Source organism: Collinsella sp. CLA-ER-H5, from assembly GCF_040092375.1.
Taxonomy (GTDB): domain Bacteria; phylum Actinomycetota; class Coriobacteriia; order Coriobacteriales; family Coriobacteriaceae; genus Collinsella.
Map to the genome: position 1 here is coordinate 237,613 of NZ_JBBNLR010000001.1, position 17,520 is coordinate 255,132.

Below are 17,520 nucleotides of genomic sequence, written 5' to 3' on the forward strand. Positions count from 1 at the left end.
GAGCGTTATGAAGTTTCTTAAAGACAAGCAGACGCGTCACGACTTTGTTACGTACGCCATGTGCATCGTGGCCTTCGCCATCGTGTTCTTTATGCAGTCGAACCACATGATTCCGCGCATGATCGCCGGTCAGCTGGTTCCCATCACGGCCTATATCGTCATGGCCATTTCCCTCAACCTCGTCGTCGGCATCGCGGGCGACCTGTCGCTGGGTCATGCGGGCTTTATGAGTGTCGGTGCCTACACGGGCATCGTCACCGCGGTCGCCCTCGAGAGCGCCGTTCCCTCCGATCCTGTGCGCCTTATCATCAGCATCGTGGTCGGCGCCATCGCTGCCGCCATCCTGGGCTTCTTGATCGGTATCCCGGTCCTGCGCCTGAGCGGCGACTATCTGGCCATCGTGACCCTGGCTTTTGGCGAGATCATCAAAGAGATCGTCACCTGCCTTATTGTGGGCGTCGACTCCCGCGGCCTGCACGTGATCTTTAACATCACGGGCAACTCTACGATCGACGACCTGCATCTGCTCGAGGACGGCACCGCCATCATCAAGGGCGCGCAGGGCGCATCGGGCGTGTCGACCTATTCGACCTTCCTCGCCGGTGCCATCCTGGTCATGGTCGCACTCGTGATCGTGCTCAACCTGGTTCGCAGCCGTACCGGCCGTGCCATTATGGCCGTGCGCGATAACAAGATTGCAGCCGAGTCCGTAGGCATCTCCGTCACCGAGTACCGCATGATTGCCTTCGTGGTTTCCGCTGCCCTCGCCGGTGCTGCCGGAGCTCTCTTCGGCGGTAACTTCTCGCAGCTCTCCGCCACCAAGTTCGACTTCAACACGTCCATCCTCATCCTGGTGTTCGTGGTCCTGGGCGGTCTGGGCAATATGCGCGGCTCCGTCATCGCGGCGGCGTTGCTCACGGTGCTCCCCGAGCTGCTCCGTCAGTTCTCGGACTACCGCATGCTCATCTACGCCATCGTGCTGATCCTGGTCATGATCTTTACCAACAACCCGCAGCTCAAGGCGTTCTTCGGTCGCGTCAAGGACCGCTTTGCTTCCAAGAAGGAGGTGGCAGCCGATGCCCAGTAAGTTTGAGTTCAACAAGGGCAAGATGGTCCCGTATCCTTCTGGCGCCATCGTTCCCGACCGCGACCTGGGCGAGCGCCCGGCACTCGAGTGCATCCACCTGGGCATTGAGTTCGGTGGCCTTAAGGCAGTCGACGACTTTAGCCTGACTATCGGCAAGACCGAGATCGCCGGTCTCATCGGCCCCAACGGTGCCGGTAAGACCACGGTCTTCAACCTGCTCACCAAGGTGTATCAGCCCACGCACGGCACCATCCTGCTCGACGGCGAGGACACCTCTGGCAAGTCGGTCTATCAGGTCAACCGTATGGGCATCGCCCGTACCTTCCAGAACATTCGCCTGTTCAACACCATGACGGTGGAGGACAACGTTAAGGTCGGCCTGCACAACCAGGAGCGCTACTCCGGCTTTGAGGGCGTGCTGCGCCTGCCGACGTATTGGAAGCACGAGAAGGCCGCCCACGAGCGTGCCATGGAGCTGCTGTCCATTTTTGACATGGAGCACCTGGCAAATGAACAGGCCGGATCGCTGCCTTACGGCGCTCAGCGTCGTCTGGAGATCGTCCGCGCGCTTGCCACCAACCCCAAGCTGCTGCTGCTCGACGAGCCTGCCGCCGGCATGAATCCGTCCGAGACCGCGGAACTCATGGAGAACATCGTTAAGATTCGCGACACCTTCGGCATTGCCATCATGCTTATCGAGCATGATATGTCGCTCGTTATGAACATCTGCGAGGGCATCTGCGTGCTCAACTTTGGTAAGGTCATCGCCAAGGGCACGGCAGAGGAAATCCAGAACAACGACGCTGTTATTGAGGCATATCTGGGCAAGCAGGATAAGGGGGAGAACTAAATGGCAGAGCTGATGCTTTCCGTCTACAACATCAACGTCTGGTACGGCGCCATCCACGCCATTAAGGACATCTCCTTTAACGTTAACGAGGGCGAGATCGTGGCCTTGATTGGTGCCAACGGTGCCGGCAAGTCCACAACGCTCAAGACCGTCTCGGGCCTGCTGCGTTCCAAGACCGGTTCCATCAAGTTTATGGGCGAGGACATTACTCATACGCCCGCTGATAAGCTGGTTGGTAAGGGCCTGGCTCAGGTTCCCGAGGGTCGTCGCGCCTTTTTGCAGATGACGGTCGAGGAGAACCTGGAGATGGGTGCCTATACGCAGCCCAAGTCCACGGTGGCTCCGGGCCTGGAGCGCGTCTACGAGCAGTTCCCGCGCCTGAAGGAACGTCGTCGCCAGGTCGCCGGCACCCTTTCAGGCGGCGAGCAGCAGATGCTCGTTATGGGGCGCGCCCTTATGAGTAACCCCAAACTGCTCATGCTCGACGAGCCTTCCATGGGTCTGGCACCGATTCTGATCGAACAGATCTTCCAGATTGTCGAGGACTTGCACAAGGCCGGTACCACGGTGCTTCTGGTCGAGCAAAACGCGCAGATGGCGCTTTCCATCGCCACACGCGGTTACGTGCTCGAGACCGGCAAGATCACCATGACCGGCACTGGTCAAGAGCTGCTGCACGACGACAACGTCCGCAAAGCTTACTTGGGCGGTTAGGCGGTTCCGCCGTTCTACCGAACGGCGGACCAGTCGACGCTGCGCGGGCACCAGAGCGACAGCTTGTCATTCAAAGAGGGCGGCATGACCAGAAGGTCTATGCCGCCCTCTTTTCATGCCAATCTGTTCGCTCTGGTGCCCGCTCGCTGTCCGTCCTCTGCCTGCGGCGTTGGAGGTAGTCGTTGGGGACGTTTTCCTTCGTCCCCACCAAATCATTTTGCTCTGTCATGCGGGTTGGTTTTTAAAGTGCGACAATGCCGTGTGGAAATAGAAATGTCATCTGGGGGTCTATCTATGGTGTACGAGTTTTGTGCCGAGAACTTTGAGCGGGTGCCGGCGGCTATCGATGCCGGTGCAAGGCGTATCGAGCTGTGCGACAACCTTGCCGTTGGTGGCACCACGCCTTCGGCCGGCGTTATCAGCGCTACGACCAACTATGTCCACGAGCACGATGCACGGGTGATGTGCATGATTCGCCCGCGTGGCGGCGACTTTCACTACGACCAGGACGAGCTGCGCATGATGGAGATGGACTTGGGCCTTGCTGTGAGCGCCGGCGTTGACGGCCTGGTCTTTGGCTGCTGCAAGCCCTGTGCCAGCGGCTGGGCGCTCGACGATCTTACGCTGGGCGCTCTCGTGATGGCTGCGGGCTGCGCGACCGAGGAGTGCAAGCGTGAGCCCATCGACATCACCTTCCACATGGCATTTGACCAGCTCTCGCCCGAGGCTCAGCTCGATGCGATTGATACGCTTGCCGACTGCGGCGTTACGCGCATCCTCACGCATGGCGGCGCTGCCGGCACGTCGATCGAGGATAATTTCGATCACCTGGCTCGTTTAATCGAGTATGCGGGCGATCGTTTGACCATCCTTCCCGGCGGCGGCATTACTACGGCAAATCGCGACGCGGTCGCGGCGGCGCTAGGCGTCTCCGAGCTCCATGGCACCAAGATCGTGCCGCTGGAGGTATAACCCGTGGCGCTGGTATTTGACGTTCAGCAGGCGAGCGGCAAGCCCGACGATAATCGTCGCCTTGGCACCGCGTGCCCTTTTTGCGACACGGAGGGGCTCGCCAACATCATCCAGCGCGATGGTGACTGCATCTGGCTCGAGAATAAGTTCAAGACCTTGCGGGCCACCCGTCAGACCGTATTGATCGAGTCGGCCAATCACGACGCCGACCTGGTGACCTATGAACCGGATGAGCTGCATCATGTGATGCGGTTTGCCCTGGGCTGCTGGCAGCAGATGATCGATTCCCAACAGTACCGCAGTGTGCTCATGTACAAGAACAAAGGCCCGCTTTCGGGCGGCAGCCTCGTCCATCCACACATGCAGATTGTGGGCTTGGAACAGGAGGACGGCTATGCGGCGCTGACCTCAGCCAACTTTGAAGGCATCGATGTTTGGTGACACGGGAGGGTCGCGGTCAACATCTCAACCGAGCCGATCATGGGATTCTTTGAGGTCAACGTCTCGGCTCCACAGGGAATCGCCGCCAGCGACGACGCCCGCGACCAAGCCGAAGCGGGCCTGTTTGCCGATGCGATCCAGGTAGCTCTGTGCTATATCCTGCACGAGCACCACGGCGGTCGTGCGGAGTCGTACAACTTGTTCTTCTACCACATGGACGGCCGGACCATTGCCAAGGCGCTGCCACGTTGGGTGGTTTCGCCCTACTTTGTGGGCTATCGTTTGGCCCAGGTCAATGCCGAGACAACGCTCGATGTCGATGCCGAGCGCCTACGCGCGCATCTGGAAACGCTCGCGTAGCAAGGCGAGTGCCTGCGAAAAGCGTGCTGCCTAGCTTGCCATCGCGTCGCGGCCGGCCTTGACCCGCTTGCGCTGTTTGGCGCGCTCCTCGCCGGTCAGGCGCTCAAAGAGATGTCCGATAATCGAGGCCAGCACCTGTTGAAACAGCGTACCGCACATGACGGGGAATACGACCTCGCCGGGAAAGTACTGTGTGGCGATGACGGCGCCCGAAGAGATGTTACGCATGCCGCAGGTAAAGCACATGGTGGTCGTCTCGCTATACGGCAGATGCAGGGCACGTGCGACCAGGATGCCGATGATAAAGCCACTGATGGCGAACGAAAGGATAAAGAGGGCGACTTCCAGGCGCACCGCGTTCATGTGCAGCACGTACTCGCTCATGGCGGTGGAGTTGGACGCGATGACCCCCATCATCATGAACTTGCAGGCGGGCGAGAGCGCGGGGGAGAGTTTCTCATGACCCCAGCCGCGCGTGAGTTCATTGATCACGATGCCGAGCACGGCGGGGATGGCGATCATAAAGGCCATGTCCTGCATCATGCTCGGCACATCGATCGAGACGGTGGCGCCCAGCAAGAGCTTGAGCGTAAGAGGAATCGTCACAGGTGAGATGACCGAGGACGTCAGGATGATGGTGAGCGCGAGCGGGCCGTTGCCGCCGAACATGCTAATCCACATAAAGGCAGTGACTGCCACAGGTACGCTGTACTCGAGCACGATACCGCAGACAAGGTTGGGATTGGAGCCAAAGAATAACGATCCCATGGCATAGGCTGCGATAGGGATAAGCACCGCCGAGACGAGCAACGCCAAGACCAGGTGCAGCGGACGGCGGAACACCTCGGTTACCTGGTGGAAGGTGTTGCTGAGCGCACCCTGAAACGTCATAAAGGCAAACAGGGCGGGAACGATAGGCTTGAGTACGCCAATCTGCTGGGGAAAGAGCACACCGAGCGCCACGCAAATCGGAACGATGACCTGCATGTATCCCGCGAGAAATTTGCCCAGTCCAACCCATTGCTTCATATGCGCTTGCGACTCCCTTTGCTCGTGAATCCGTTTTGAATGGATATGCTAGACGCTCGCACGCGTCCGTGTGGCTGAAACGCTCGATTATTTCGAGGGTATTACCGCCCTCGTTTATCGAAACCACGGCGTGCTGGACGTTGTGCGTCCACGCTGCACGGTATAATAAATCCGTTCAACAGATCTGCCTGCCGAAGCGGGCATACACAGAGGACTCATCGCTATGAACCGTGAGAGGTATTGCGGCGACCTGCCCCTATCGGGGGTGGGCGCCTATGTCATCGCTTAAGACGACGCATCGCTGGGCGGTCGCTCAGCAAAATCCCGAGCTCGAAAAGGAGCTTTCGGCTGGTCTGGGCATACCCGGGCTGGTGGCGCGCATTATGGTTGCGCACGGCATTACATCCATCGAGGAAGGCCAGCTATTTTTGACGCCTTCGCTCGACCGTGATTGGGCCGATCCACTCATTATCCCGGGCATGTCGGTCGTTGCCGACCGCGTCGAGCGTGCTATTCGCAACCGCGAACGCATCGCCGTCTTTGGTGATTTCGACGTCGACGGTATTACATCGACCTGTCTGTTGACCGAGGCACTGCGCACGTTTGGCGCCGATGTTACGCCGTTTATTCCACATCGCTTTGACGAGGGCTACGGTCTTTCGCGCGCGGCGCTCGACCGCGTTAACGAGCTCGCTCGTCCCCAGCTGATCGTGACCGTCGATAACGGCATTGCCGCCAAAGAAGAGGTTTCCTATCTGGAGAGCCTGGGGATCGATTTGGTGGTCACGGACCATCACGAGCCCTCCGATCAGGTGCCGCAGGGCGTGCCCCTGACCGACCCTAAACTCGAGGATAAGGGCCCCTCGCGTGAACTTGCCGGTGCCGGTGTGGCGCTCAAGCTGGTGCAGGTTTTGGGCGAGCGTCTGGGCAAGCCGTCGTATTGGCGTTCGCTGATTGAGGTCGCGGCACTGGGCACCGTGTCCGACATGATGCCGCTCACGCCCGAGAATCGCGCACTGGTCGCCGAGGGCATCCAGCAGATGCGCGTGACGGCTCGTCCCGGTTACATCGCGCTTGCAGCGCTCGCCAAGGCCGATCTGGCTACCATTACGGCGGACGGTCTATCGTTCTCGCTCATTCCCCGCTTAAACGCCGCCGGCCGCATGGCCGATCCCAAGCTGGCGCTCGACCTGCTGCTTGCCCGCGATCCTATCGAGGCAAGTGCACTGGCGGCCGAGCTCGAGGAGATCAACCGTCAGCGTCGCGAGATTGAGGCGGAGCTCACGCGTGATGCCATGGCAAAGGTCGAGGAGACCTATGATGGCGGTCGCGCAATCGTCGTGGGTGGCGAGGGCTGGCACGAGGGCGTTAAAGGCATCGTGGCGAGCCGCCTTACCAACCGATATCACGTGCCGGCGTTGCTCTTCTCTATCGAGGACGGTATAGCACGTGGCTCGGGCCGCTCGGTGGGCAAGGTCAACCTGTTCGAAGCCGTCGAGCGCTGTTCCGACCTGCTGATTCGCCGCGGCGGGCATGCCGGTGCGGTGGGCGTGACCATCGAGGCGTCCAAGCTCGACGAGTTCCGTCGTCGCCTTTCCGCTGTGCTGTCCGAGCTTCCCGCCGAGGACTTTGAGGACACCGATGAGGTTGCCGCCACGGTCGACCTTTCCGAATTGAATATCGAGACCATCGAGCAGATTTCCCGCCTTGAGCCGTTTGGCCAGGGTAATAAGGTGCCGCTGCTGGCTGCCGAGGGCGTGACGATGTGTGATCGTGCCGTGGTGGGTAAGACCGGCGAGCATATGCGCTTCGTGGCGACGGATGGAGCCGCGAGTGTGCCTGCCATTATGTTCCGCGTACCGCAGATCGATAGGCTTATCAATTGCGACAGCGCCGTCGACTTGGTATTCGAGGCCGTTGCCGAGCATTGGCAGGGACGTGTGAAGCCCAAGCTCATGATCAAAGATGTCTTGGTCCGCGATACCACGGCACCCAGCGTTGACGACCCGGCATGTGAGCTTCGCCGCGGCGTACAACCGGCGGATTCTGGACTGCGCCTGGAGTCGCGTAAACGCGAGACGCTTGCCCAGCTTTCCTATACCGAGCTCACGCGCTCGCTCATTCACAGCTTTATCGGATCGAACCAGCCGCACCGCGCGCAGGTCGAGGCGCTCGATGCCCTGGCCGATCACCAAAGTGTTCTGGCCGTTATGGGAACGGGGCGCGGCAAGTCTCTTATCTTCCATGTGCATGCCGCGCGCGAGGCGGTTCTTCGCGGGCGTGCGAGTATCTTTGTCTATCCGCTGCGCGCGCTCGTTGCCGACCAGGCCTATCACCTTTCCTCGACGATGGCCGCGCTCGGCATTGGCGTAGGCGTGCTGACCGGCGAGACCGTGGAAGCGGCGCGCGATGACGTGTTTGCCGGCTTGGCTTCGGGCCGCACCGGCATCGTGCTCACGACGCCCGAGTTTCTGTCCATTCACCGCGATCGCTTTGCGCGTTCGGGGCGCATCGGTTTTGTCGTTATCGATGAGGCGCATCATGCCGGTCTTGCCAAGGGCGGCGACCGCAGCGCCTATCTCGACATGCCCGATATCCTCAAGGCCCTGGGCGACCCCGTTGTCATGGCGGCAACGGCTACCGCGACGGCTCCGGTTGTGGCGGAGCTTGCTCGTGTATTACCGATTACCAGGACGGTGGTCGACGAGACCGTTCGCGAGAACCTGCAGCTCGAGGACGACCGTGACCTTGCGAGCCGCGAAAATCGCCTGGTGTCGATCGTGGCGACGGGGGAGAAGACCGTCATTTACGTGAACTCGCGCGACCAGTCCGTGGCGCTTGCCAAGACGTTGCGCAAACGCGTGCCTGACTGTGCGACCCATATCGCGTTCTATAACGCCGGGCTTGCGCGCTCCGATCGCCGCCGTGTTGAAGAAGCCTTTAGAGACGGAAGTCTCAGCTGCATCGTTTCAACCTCGGCTTTTGGTGAGGGCGTCAACCTGCCCGATATCCGCCATGTCGTGCTCTACCACATGCCGTTTGGTGCGATTGAGTTTAACCAGATGAGTGGCCGTGCCGGCCGCGATGGCCAGCCCGCCGTGATTCACCTGCTCTATTCGTCGCGCGACGCCCGAATTAACGAGCGCCTGCTCGATTGTTACGCGCCCGAGCGCGATGAGCTTGTCACGCTCTATCGAGCGCTGCAGACCATGTGGCGCTCCAACCGCGGCAAGACGGGGGACGATTCATTCTGCGCGAGCGATATCGACATCGCTCAGATGTGTCTTGCCATCGATGCTCGCACGCCGGTCGACGAGCGCTCGGTGGAAAGCGGCCTGGGAATCTTCGAAGAGCTTGGTTTCTGTCGCGTTTCGGGGTTTGACGATACGCGTCGCATCGCGATGGCCGAAAATCCCGGTCGCGTGCAATTAAGCAGGTCAATTCGCTATTTGGAGGGCTTGCGCTCGCGCATGGAGTTCTCGGCTTTCCGGAGCTGGGCGCTCGATTCGTGCGCTTCTGATATGCTAGCCAAAGTTAACCGCCCGATCGTACCGCGGGCCTAGGGGAAGGGGACCTCGATGGATGCCGCAGCCCGTACCGCCCATGATTCCACCCTCCAGCCGTTCTCGGAGATGGAGCACTATAAGCATGCTGATGAGCTGCCGCCCGAGATTATGGCGGACAGCTACGACAAGCTGGAGCGCCTGTGCCTCAAATATATGAATGAGGATGACTTCTCCAAGGTGGAGCAGGCCTACTGCTTTGCTGCCGAGAAGCACTGCAACCAAAAGCGGCGCTCGGGCGAGATGTACATTAACCATCCCGTCGAGGTTGCCATCATTTTGGCCGATCTTAAGATGGACTGCGATGTGGTGTGCGCCGCGCTGCTGCACGATACCGTCGAGGATACCGAGACCTCGCTTACCGATGTTTCGGGTCTGTTTGGTGATACGGTGGCCGAGCTCGTCGATGGCGTGACCAAGCTCACCAACATCGAAGTCGACAGCATGGACGAGAAGCAGGCCCTCACGCTGCGCAAGATGTTCCTCGCCATGTCCAAGGACATTCGCGTCATCATCGTCAAGCTCGCCGACCGCCTGCATAACATGCGCACGCTTGCCGCCCTGCGCGAGGACCGCCGTCTGTTTAAGGCGCGCGAGACCATGGACGTATACGCGCCTCTGGCCGACCGCCTGGGCATGAGCTCAATCAAGTGGGAGCTCGAGGACCTGTCCTTCTTCTACTTGGAGCCCGATGCCTACCAGCGCATCGCGCGCATGGTAGCCGAATCGCGCGAGGTTCGCGAGCGCTATCTTGCCGAGACCATCAAGACGCTCACCGATGAGCTCAATCGCATTGGTCTTGAGGGCTTTCAGATCAACGGTCGTTCCAAGCACTATTGGTCCATCTATCAAAAGATGAAGCGCAAGGGCAAGGAGTTCTCCGAGATTTACGACCTGGTGGCGCTGCGCGTCATCACTCATTCGGTGCGCGATTGCTATTCCACGCTTGGTGCCGTGCATACCTTGTGGCATCCCATGCCCGGTCGCTTTAAAGACTATATCGCCATGCCCAAGGTCAATAACTACCAGTCACTCCATACGACGGTTATCGGCCCCACGGCCCGCCCGCTTGAGATTCAGATTCGAACCTACGAGATGCATGAGCAGGCCGAGTACGGCATCGCCGCCCACTGGCTGTACAAGAAGTCGGGCGGATCGTCTGCCTCTAAGACCAACGATGCGCAGCGTCTGGACGACCAGATCAACTGGCTTAAGCACTCACTCGACTGGGCGGCGTCTGACGAGATCACCGATGCCAAGGAATACCTGCACTCACTGAAGGTCGACTTGTTCGACCAGGAAATTTTTGTCTTTACGCCCAAAGGCGAGGTCATGGCGCTTCGTGCCGGCTCTACACCGCTCGACTTTGCCTACGCCGTTCATACCGAGGTCGGTAACCACTGCGTCGGCGCCAAGATCAACGGTGCGGTGGCGCCGCTCACGCACGAAATCAAGACGGGTGACCGTGTCGAGATTCTGACTAACAAGAGCTCTAAGCCGTCGCGCGATTGGCTTAAGATCGTCAAGACACCTTCGGCCAAATCAAAGATTCGCCGTTACTTCGCCGCCGCGACCAAAGACGATGACGCTGCTGCCGGCCGCGATATACTGGCCAAGGACCTGCGCAAGCGCGGGTATGGCATCTCTACGCCGCGATCAACGCGTGCGCTCAACGCCGTAGCGGAGCAGTTTAACTTCAAGCAGCTCGAGGACCTGTTTGCCGCCGTCGGCGCCGGCAAGGTTGCCCCGCGCGCTGTGGGCAATAAGGTCGAGCAAATCTTGGACCCCAAGCCCGAGGAACAGCTCACCAAGGCCGAGGCTATCGCCGAGGTCGTGAAACAGCCTGCTCGCGGCTCCAACCGCAAGCCGCAAAAGCGCGGCAAGAGCGCAAGTAACGGCATTATCGTCAAGGGCGAGAGCAACAGCGGCCTGCTGGTCCGTCTGGCTCATTGCTGCAACCCCGTGACGGGCGACGACATCGTCGGCTTCATCACGCGCGGTCGTGGCGTTTCGGTACATCGCGCCAACTGCCCCAACGTCAAGGGTCTTATGGAACATCCCGAGCGCATGATCGATGTGGAGTGGGACGGCGCTGCCGACACCCTCTTCCAGGTCGAGATCGTGGTCGAGTGCTTGGACCGTATGGGCCTGCTCAAGGATGTCACCATTGCCATTGGCGATGCGGGCGGCAATATCCTTTCTGCCGCCACGTCGACCAACCGCGAGGGTATTGCAACCCTGCGCTTTATGGTCGAGATCTCGGACGCGAGTGGTCTGGATCCGCTGCTGGCTTCCATCAGCAGTGTCGATTCGGTCTACGACGCTCGCCGTCTTATGCCCGGCGAAGGCGGAGCTCAGCTCAAGCGCCGTGTGTAGGTGCGAGAGCCTCTCAGCATCATAGATATTGGTTACGTTCGAGGCATCGTTTGGTGCCTCGAACGTATTTTAGAAGGAGGGTATGCGCATGGGCGATATGACTTTGGACCTGACACCCCGAGGTGCGGCTTCGATTGAGGCGCTCGTCAACGGCCCCATTCAGACCAACAGTTACGCCGTGATTTCGAATGACGAGTGCTTAATCGTCGATCCGGCGTGGGAGGGCGAGTGTCTAGTGGAGCATATCCGCACCGCGCATCCTGAGGTGCGCGTACTCGGCTCTGTCTGCACGCACGGTCATGCCGACCATGTTGGCGGGGTTGCCGGGGTTCGAGCTGTCGTTGGCGACAGCGCGCTATATGAGTTGTGCGCTAAGGACGTGACGGTACCTCGCGCAAATATCGAGGAGCAGCGCGCCATGTGGGGTATCGAGACACCCGATCCGGGTGAGCCGACGCGTTTGCTTGCCGAGGGCGATACAATCGAGGTGGGCGACGTCTGCCTGCAGGTGATCGAGACGCCGGGGCATACGCCGGGCGGCATCGTCCTGTTCGCCGCGACCGAGCGGGGGAACATCGCCTTTGTGGGCGACACGCTTTTCCCGGGCAGCCACGGTCGTACCGATCTTTCCGGCGGTGACGAGGCGGCGATTATGCGCTCGCTCTCCAAACTTGCCAAGATGCTTCCGCCCGATACCGTTTGCTTGACGGGCCATGGCGATTCGACCACGATGGCGCGCGAACTTATGCAGAACCCGTTTATGCAGATGTAGGCTCGAAGCCGTCGTCCGAACCACGAAGACCGCTCAATCGTCAAGCTATTTTCCCCAGTGGGTCGATTCTGTGGGGCAAACGGTCAAAATTTGTCCAATCGGATGGTATTCGTGAACAAACGAACGTTTATGCTCGGGTATGTCGTGGTAAAATCTCAGGCGTTATCGGAGCAACCTTACAGGAGGTTTCTTTTATGCTCGTCAACGCAGCAGACATGCTCAAGAAGGCCGAGGCCGGCAAGTACGGTCTCGGTGCCTTCAACACCAACAACCTCGAGTGGACCCTGGCTATTCTCCAGGCCGCCGAGGAGGCCAAGTCTCCGCTGATCCTTCAGTGCACCGCTGGTGCCGCTAAGTGGATGGGCGGTTTCAAGGTCTGCGCCGACATGGTCAAGGCTGCCGTCGAGGCCACGGGCGTTACCGTTCCCGTCGCCCTTCACCTCGATCACGGTTCTTACGAGGACTGCTTCAAGTGCATCGAGGCCGGCTTCACGTCCATCATGTATGACGGCTCTCACGAGGAGACCTTCCAGCTTAACCTCGACCGCACCAAGGAGCTCGTTGAGCTTGCCCACTCCAAGGGCATGTCCATCGAGGCCGAGGTCGGCGGCATCGGCGGCACCGAGGACGGCGTGACCTCCAGCGGCGAGCTCGCTGATCCTGCTGAGTGCAAGCAGATTGCTGACCTGGGCGTCGACTTCCTCGCCTGCGGTATCGGCAACATCCACGGCGTGTACCCTGCCGACTGGGCTGGCCTTTCCTTCGAGCGCCTGGGCGAGATTAAGGCTCAGACCGGCGACCTGCCCCTCGTCCTGCACGGTGGCACCGGCATCCCCGAGGATCAGATCAAGAAGGCCATCTCCCTGGGTATCTCCAAGATCAACGTCAACACCGATCTGCAGCTCGTCTTCGCCAAGGGCGTTCGCGAGTATATCGAGGCTGGCAAGGATCAGCAGGGCAAGGGCTTTGACCCCCGCAAGCTCCTCAAGCCTGGTCGCGAGAACATCGTTGCCCGCACCAAGGAGCTCATGGAGGAGTTTGGCTCCGTCAACAAGGCGTAAGCGTCGCTAAACTTCCCGCCGGAAGCCCCGTCTCCCTACACTGTTTCCTTTGCGCTCACCTGGCTTCGCCAGAAGTCGCGCCAAGGAAACAGTTCCGGGGGACGGGGCTTCCTTCGTTTAACGCCGCAGGGTTACGAGTCTGAATTAAGGTGGCTACTGGCTTCGCTAGAAGTCGCGCGACGGAATCAACTCCGGGGAAACGGGGCCTCCTTCGTTAACTCGCTACAGGGTTACTGGGCTGAATTCATTTTTTCTAGGTACCGTTTATCGGTGTTGAGGGTTCCTTTATTGGGGCTTTCTTTTTTATCTCGCTACAATGGGCTTCAAGAGTTCTAATGACTTGGAGTTTGGTATGGCTGTTATTAATGTGCTGCCTTCGGATGGGAAGGTCATTGACGAGGGTCCTGTTGGTTGCTCTGTTGATGTTTGCTGTGATGATTTCCGTCATCTCGATATTGGACTGCCGCCCGAGATTCTTCGTCTCAAGGATGCCGGATATTTGACGCAGGCTGTTGCGGCTTGTGATCGTCTTTTGGGGCAGAATCCCGATCCCTCGCTTGCTGCCTGCGTTCGTGCCGAGCGGTATCGCATGCTTGAGACGCCGCTTCATTTTTCGGTGTCGCGCGATCGGGCTATTGCGATGATTCGCGAGGAGTGGCCTGAGTTTACCGAGGAGCAGTTTGACGATCTGATTGACCGTAAGCGTATTGACTGGCGCTTTATCGATGGCGAGCTGTTCGTTCTCGACAACTTCCTCGATTCGCTTCGCGTATATCCCAAAGAGGTCCCCGGCATGCGTCCCGATCCTACGGACGGAATTGCACTGCGCAACGAGATGCTCAAGGAGATGGAGTCACAAAACGGATTGACTCGCGTTATTACGCTTAAGGCGTCCTTGTCTGTCCCCGGCGCTCTAGAGGGGGAGACCGTTCGCGCTTGGCTTCCCGTAGCCGCCACCTGCCGCCAACAGTCTCAGGTCGAGATTCTCGACATGACGCCGGAGGGTGCTGTTGCTCCCGCGAACGCTTCGGCGCGTACCGCCTCGTGGTCTTCTTCGAGTGAGCGCTCATTCTCGGTGACTTATCGTTATCACATCGATGCTGCTTATTGTGATGTCTACGGTGGCGCACTTCCGGTTCATCCGCGTATGGACGCGCCTCTGCCCGAGGATATTTCCGAGGATCGTCCGCACATTGCATTCACGCCGTATCTGCAGCAGCTGACGGCCGGTGTTGTTGACGGACTCGAGGATCCGCTCGATCGCGCCCGTGCTATCTATGATTACCTGACGCAGTATATCGACTATCGCTATCAGCCGCCGTACTTGCTTTTGGGATCTATTGCCGATGACTGCGCGCATTCGCTCCGCGGCGATTGCGGCGTTATGGCGCTCACGTTTATCACCATGTGCCGTATCGCGGGCGTGCCTGCCCGTTGGCAGAGCGGCCTCTACGTTGCGCCCGATTCGGTGGGGTCGCACGACTGGGCAGAGTTCTATACGCCGCAGACCGGTTGGCTCAACGCCGACGTGTCATTTGGATCTTCTGCTCACAGGATGGGGGAGGAGTGGCGCCGCCGTCACTACTTTGGCAATCTCGACCCATGGCGTATGGTGGCCAACAATCGATTCCAGGCAGAGTTTGAGCCCTCTTTCGACGGCATGCGCGAGGACCCTTACGATAACCAGATGGGTGAGGCTTCGGTCGACGGTCGCGGATGCCGTCAGCGCGAGATGCTACGCACGGTCGAACTCATCGAAATGCTCGAAGTTCCATTTTCGGACTAATCGGTAGAAAGCTGTGATAAACTAACTCACGCATTGCGTGCCCGAGTGGCGGAATTGGCAGACGCAGTGGACTCAAAATCCACCGTTGGCAACAACGTGCGAGTTCGAGTCTCGCCTCGGGCACCATACATGCAAGTGAGCGTTCAAGGGGGGGGTGCGGCCCCCTTTTTCGTGCCGAACTCGCGTGAGCGCGCGAAGCGTTAAGCAAACAGGCCTGTGGCCTGTTTGTAGCGGAGCGTGGCGAGGGCGCCATGCGCCCGAAGCCCGGGGCTTCGCGAAGCGAAGTCCCTTCGAGTCTCGCCTCGGGCACCATACATGCACCTGCGCTTCAAGGGGGTCAAGGCCCCTTTTTCGTGTACGTAATGTGATAACGCGCTGTACGTGTTATTATTCGCAAGGCGTTGTTCCCGCAATGCCCTAAAGAGGAACCCGAGGGTTCCCACCTTTTGGCGCCAATGAGCAGCTGACTGGTCATACAACTTAGATTACCTTCCTCAAATCGAGGAAGTCTATGTGTACGACCTGGTTGCTGAGAAGCGCCGGGTTATTTTTTTATGAATGGAGGTAGGGAAAATAGCTAAGTCTGATGACACCCGCATCAACGACGAGATCACTGCATCTTCGTGCCGTTTGATTGGCGTCGATGGCTCTCAGCTCGGCCTGTTCGCCATCCGCGATGCCCAGCGCGTCGCTGACGATCAGGGTCTCGACCTGGTCGAGATCGCTCCCAACGCGGAGCCGCCGGTCTGCAAGGTCATGGACTACGGTAAGTTCAAGTACCAGCAGGCCATGAAGGCCAAGGCCGCTCGTAAGAACCAGTCCAAGGTCGAGGTCAAGGAAATGAAGTTCCGACCCAAGATTGACGTTGGCGATTACGAGACCAAGAAGGGCCACGTTCTGCGTTTCCTCAAAAAGGGCGCACGCGTTAAGATCACCATCATGTTCCGCGGCCGTGAGATGGCTCACCCGGAGCAGGGTCTTAACGTTCTCGAGCGTCTCGCAGAGGATCTCAAGCTTTACGCTACGGTCGAGTCCAAGCCTAAGATGGAAGGCCGTAACATGCTTATGCTGCTCGCCCCGATTAAGGGCGCCTTCGATGAGGATAAAGCGGCAAGCGATACCAAGTAACTAGTGTTCTGTAACCGATTAAGGAGTATTTCATGCCTAAGATGAAGTCCCACAGCGGCACCAAGAAGCGTTTCCGCAAGACTGGTACCGGCAAGCTTATGCGCGCCAAGGCTTTCAAGAGCCACATCCTGAGCAAGAAGTCCACCAAGCGTAAGCGTGGCTTCCGTCAGGAGACCGAGATCGCCGCTGCCGACCGCAAGGTCATCAAGTCGCGTCTCGCCTAAGTCCGCGTTCCCGTTTTTCGTTTTACCGTCTAGGAGTTGATAGAACATGGCACGTATTAAGCGCGCTGTTGCCGCCAAGAAGAAGCGCCGTACCGTTATGCACCGTGCGAAGGGTTACTACGGTGCCGCTTCGCGTACTTACAAGCATGCTAAAGAGCAGGTCCAGCACTCCCTGCAGTATCAGTATCGTGATCGCCGCAACAAGAAGCGCGAGATCCGCTCTCTCTGGATCACCCGCATCAACGCTGCCGCTCGCCTGAACGACATCTCTTACTCTCAGTTCATGCACGGCCTGAAGGTTGCCGGCATCGAGCTTGACCGCAAGGTCCTGGCTCAGATGGCTTACGAGGACATCGAGTCCTTCAACGAGCTGGCTGCCATTGCCAAGAAGGCTCTCGAGGCCTAATAGATTCTGTTGAATCGCTAGGGGAGTGTCGCACTGTGCGCGGCACTCCCTCTTTTTTATCGAAAGCGCTGGTTTACATAGCAAAAAGCGCGGGTAGATAAACACCTACAGGTGACCGATCTCTATATATCTCTTAACCGAAGGGTCATCATCTGATACGTGCGATCTTGCTGCACTCGGCTTTCTAGTTCCTATATAGAAAGCCATAGGTTGTGTAGGACTTGTGAAGAGTGGAATTGACGTCCCGCATCGCTTCGCGGTCTGGCAATATATCTCCTTGCCGCGCGGCCCGGTCGAACCGGGAACCAGCGCAGGCGTGCACCTTGAGAACCGGATACTGCGAGGATGGACACACCAGCTGTGTCGCATCCGGGCAGACATCGAACCATTTGAAATGGTCTAACTTGGATTTGTTTTTCGCAAGGCCGCCGAGAGGCGGCCCCGAGAAATTCCTTTTCCTATACTAGAACCATATGAATCGAACGGAACCGATCAGCGATGAACTGAGAGGACCGGACGGGCTCGAAGCCCATATATTTTGGACGGAGAGTTCGATCCTGGCTCAGGATGAACGCTGGCGGCGCGCCTAACACATGCAAGTCGAACGGCACCTATCTTCGGATAGAAGCGAGTGGCGAACGGCTGAGTAACACGTGGAGAACCTGCCCCCTCCCCCGGGATAGCCGCCCGAAAGGACGGGTAATACCGGATACCCCGGGGTGCCGCATGGCACCCCGGCTAAAGCCCCGAC

At 59.0% G+C, this 17,520-nt stretch carries 14 protein-coding genes, 1 tRNA gene, 1 rRNA gene and 1 pseudogene; 16 read left to right on the top strand and 1 reads right to left on the bottom strand.

Going from position 1 to position 17,520, the window contains the following annotated elements; all coding sequences use genetic code 11:
- Positions 1 to 7: 7 nt before the first annotated feature.
- From AAAX31_RS01110 to AAAX31_RS01135, 6 genes and pseudogenes are all read left to right on the top strand, one after another.
- Positions 8 to 1,087, top strand: coding sequence for a branched-chain amino acid ABC transporter permease (locus tag AAAX31_RS01110; protein WP_117758808.1), 1,080 nt, complete (start codon positions 8 to 10; stop codon positions 1,085 to 1,087).
- The gene (locus AAAX31_RS01115) at positions 1,077 to 1,937 is read left to right on the top strand and encodes an ABC transporter ATP-binding protein (RefSeq protein ID WP_055287178.1); all 861 of its coding nucleotides are present in this window, start codon (positions 1,077 to 1,079) and stop codon (positions 1,935 to 1,937) included. Before AAAX31_RS01110 ends, AAAX31_RS01115 begins: the two co-directional genes overlap by 11 nt.
- Complete coding sequence (locus tag AAAX31_RS01120; RefSeq protein ID WP_199411351.1) at positions 1,938 to 2,651, top strand: ABC transporter ATP-binding protein; 714 nt, start codon at positions 1,938 to 1,940, stop codon at positions 2,649 to 2,651.
- Positions 2,652 to 2,945: 294 nt separating this feature from the next.
- On the top strand, positions 2,946 to 3,623 hold the full coding sequence (locus AAAX31_RS01125) for a copper homeostasis protein CutC (RefSeq protein WP_117758809.1): 678 nt from the start codon (positions 2,946 to 2,948) through the stop codon (positions 3,621 to 3,623).
- A gap of 3 nt (positions 3,624 to 3,626) precedes the next feature.
- Entirely contained in the window at positions 3,627 to 4,064 is a 438-nt protein-coding gene (locus AAAX31_RS01130; protein WP_349075887.1) for a DUF4931 domain-containing protein, read from the top strand.
- Between the two features lie 18 nt (positions 4,065 to 4,082).
- Positions 4,083 to 4,424, top strand: a pseudogene (locus tag AAAX31_RS01135) (hypothetical protein); the annotation flags it as partial.
- A gap of 30 nt (positions 4,425 to 4,454) precedes the next feature.
- Here the strand turns inward: AAAX31_RS01135 and AAAX31_RS01140 are convergent.
- Positions 4,455 to 5,453 carry a bile acid:sodium symporter family protein gene (locus AAAX31_RS01140; RefSeq protein WP_117758811.1) on the bottom strand — a complete coding sequence of 333 codons (999 nt, stop codon included), beginning with the start codon at positions 5,451 to 5,453 and terminating at the stop codon, positions 4,455 to 4,457.
- Between the two features lie 275 nt (positions 5,454 to 5,728).
- Between AAAX31_RS01140 and recJ the strand changes: the two genes are divergently transcribed.
- From recJ to AAAX31_RS01190, 10 genes are all read left to right on the top strand, one after another.
- Entirely contained in the window at positions 5,729 to 9,016 is a 3,288-nt protein-coding gene (gene recJ, locus AAAX31_RS01145) for a single-stranded-DNA-specific exonuclease RecJ (protein WP_217107709.1), read from the top strand.
- 15 nt (positions 9,017 to 9,031) lie between these two features.
- The gene (locus AAAX31_RS01150; RefSeq protein WP_217107710.1) at positions 9,032 to 11,392 is read left to right on the top strand and encodes a bifunctional (p)ppGpp synthetase/guanosine-3',5'-bis(diphosphate) 3'-pyrophosphohydrolase; all 2,361 of its coding nucleotides are present in this window, start codon (positions 9,032 to 9,034) and stop codon (positions 11,390 to 11,392) included.
- A gap of 88 nt (positions 11,393 to 11,480) precedes the next feature.
- Positions 11,481 to 12,164 (top strand): MBL fold metallo-hydrolase, encoded by a 684-nt coding sequence (locus tag AAAX31_RS01155; RefSeq protein WP_334203716.1) that lies wholly within the window; start codon positions 11,481 to 11,483, stop codon positions 12,162 to 12,164.
- Between the two features lie 194 nt (positions 12,165 to 12,358).
- On the top strand, positions 12,359 to 13,225 hold the full coding sequence (fba, locus tag AAAX31_RS01160) for a class II fructose-1,6-bisphosphate aldolase (RefSeq protein WP_217107712.1): 867 nt from the start codon (positions 12,359 to 12,361) through the stop codon (positions 13,223 to 13,225).
- 352 nt (positions 13,226 to 13,577) lie between these two features.
- Complete coding sequence (locus AAAX31_RS01165; RefSeq protein WP_349075891.1) at positions 13,578 to 15,011, top strand: transglutaminase-like domain-containing protein; 1,434 nt, start codon at positions 13,578 to 13,580, stop codon at positions 15,009 to 15,011.
- Between the two features lie 39 nt (positions 15,012 to 15,050).
- A tRNA-Leu gene (locus tag AAAX31_RS01170) sits at positions 15,051 to 15,137 on the top strand.
- Positions 15,138 to 15,569: 432 nt separating this feature from the next.
- On the top strand, positions 15,570 to 16,139 hold the full coding sequence (gene infC, locus AAAX31_RS01175; RefSeq protein ID WP_349075894.1) for a translation initiation factor IF-3: 570 nt from the start codon (positions 15,570 to 15,572) through the stop codon (positions 16,137 to 16,139).
- A gap of 32 nt (positions 16,140 to 16,171) precedes the next feature.
- Positions 16,172 to 16,363 carry a 50S ribosomal protein L35 gene (rpmI, locus tag AAAX31_RS01180; RefSeq protein WP_006234422.1) on the top strand — a complete coding sequence of 64 codons (192 nt, stop codon included), beginning with the start codon at positions 16,172 to 16,174 and terminating at the stop codon, positions 16,361 to 16,363.
- A 46-nt stretch (positions 16,364 to 16,409) separates the two neighbouring features.
- The gene (gene rplT, locus AAAX31_RS01185; protein WP_022094123.1) at positions 16,410 to 16,769 is read left to right on the top strand and encodes a 50S ribosomal protein L20; all 360 of its coding nucleotides are present in this window, start codon (positions 16,410 to 16,412) and stop codon (positions 16,767 to 16,769) included.
- 539 nt (positions 16,770 to 17,308) lie between these two features.
- Positions 17,309 to 17,520 (top strand): 16S ribosomal RNA (locus tag AAAX31_RS01190); the annotation flags it as partial.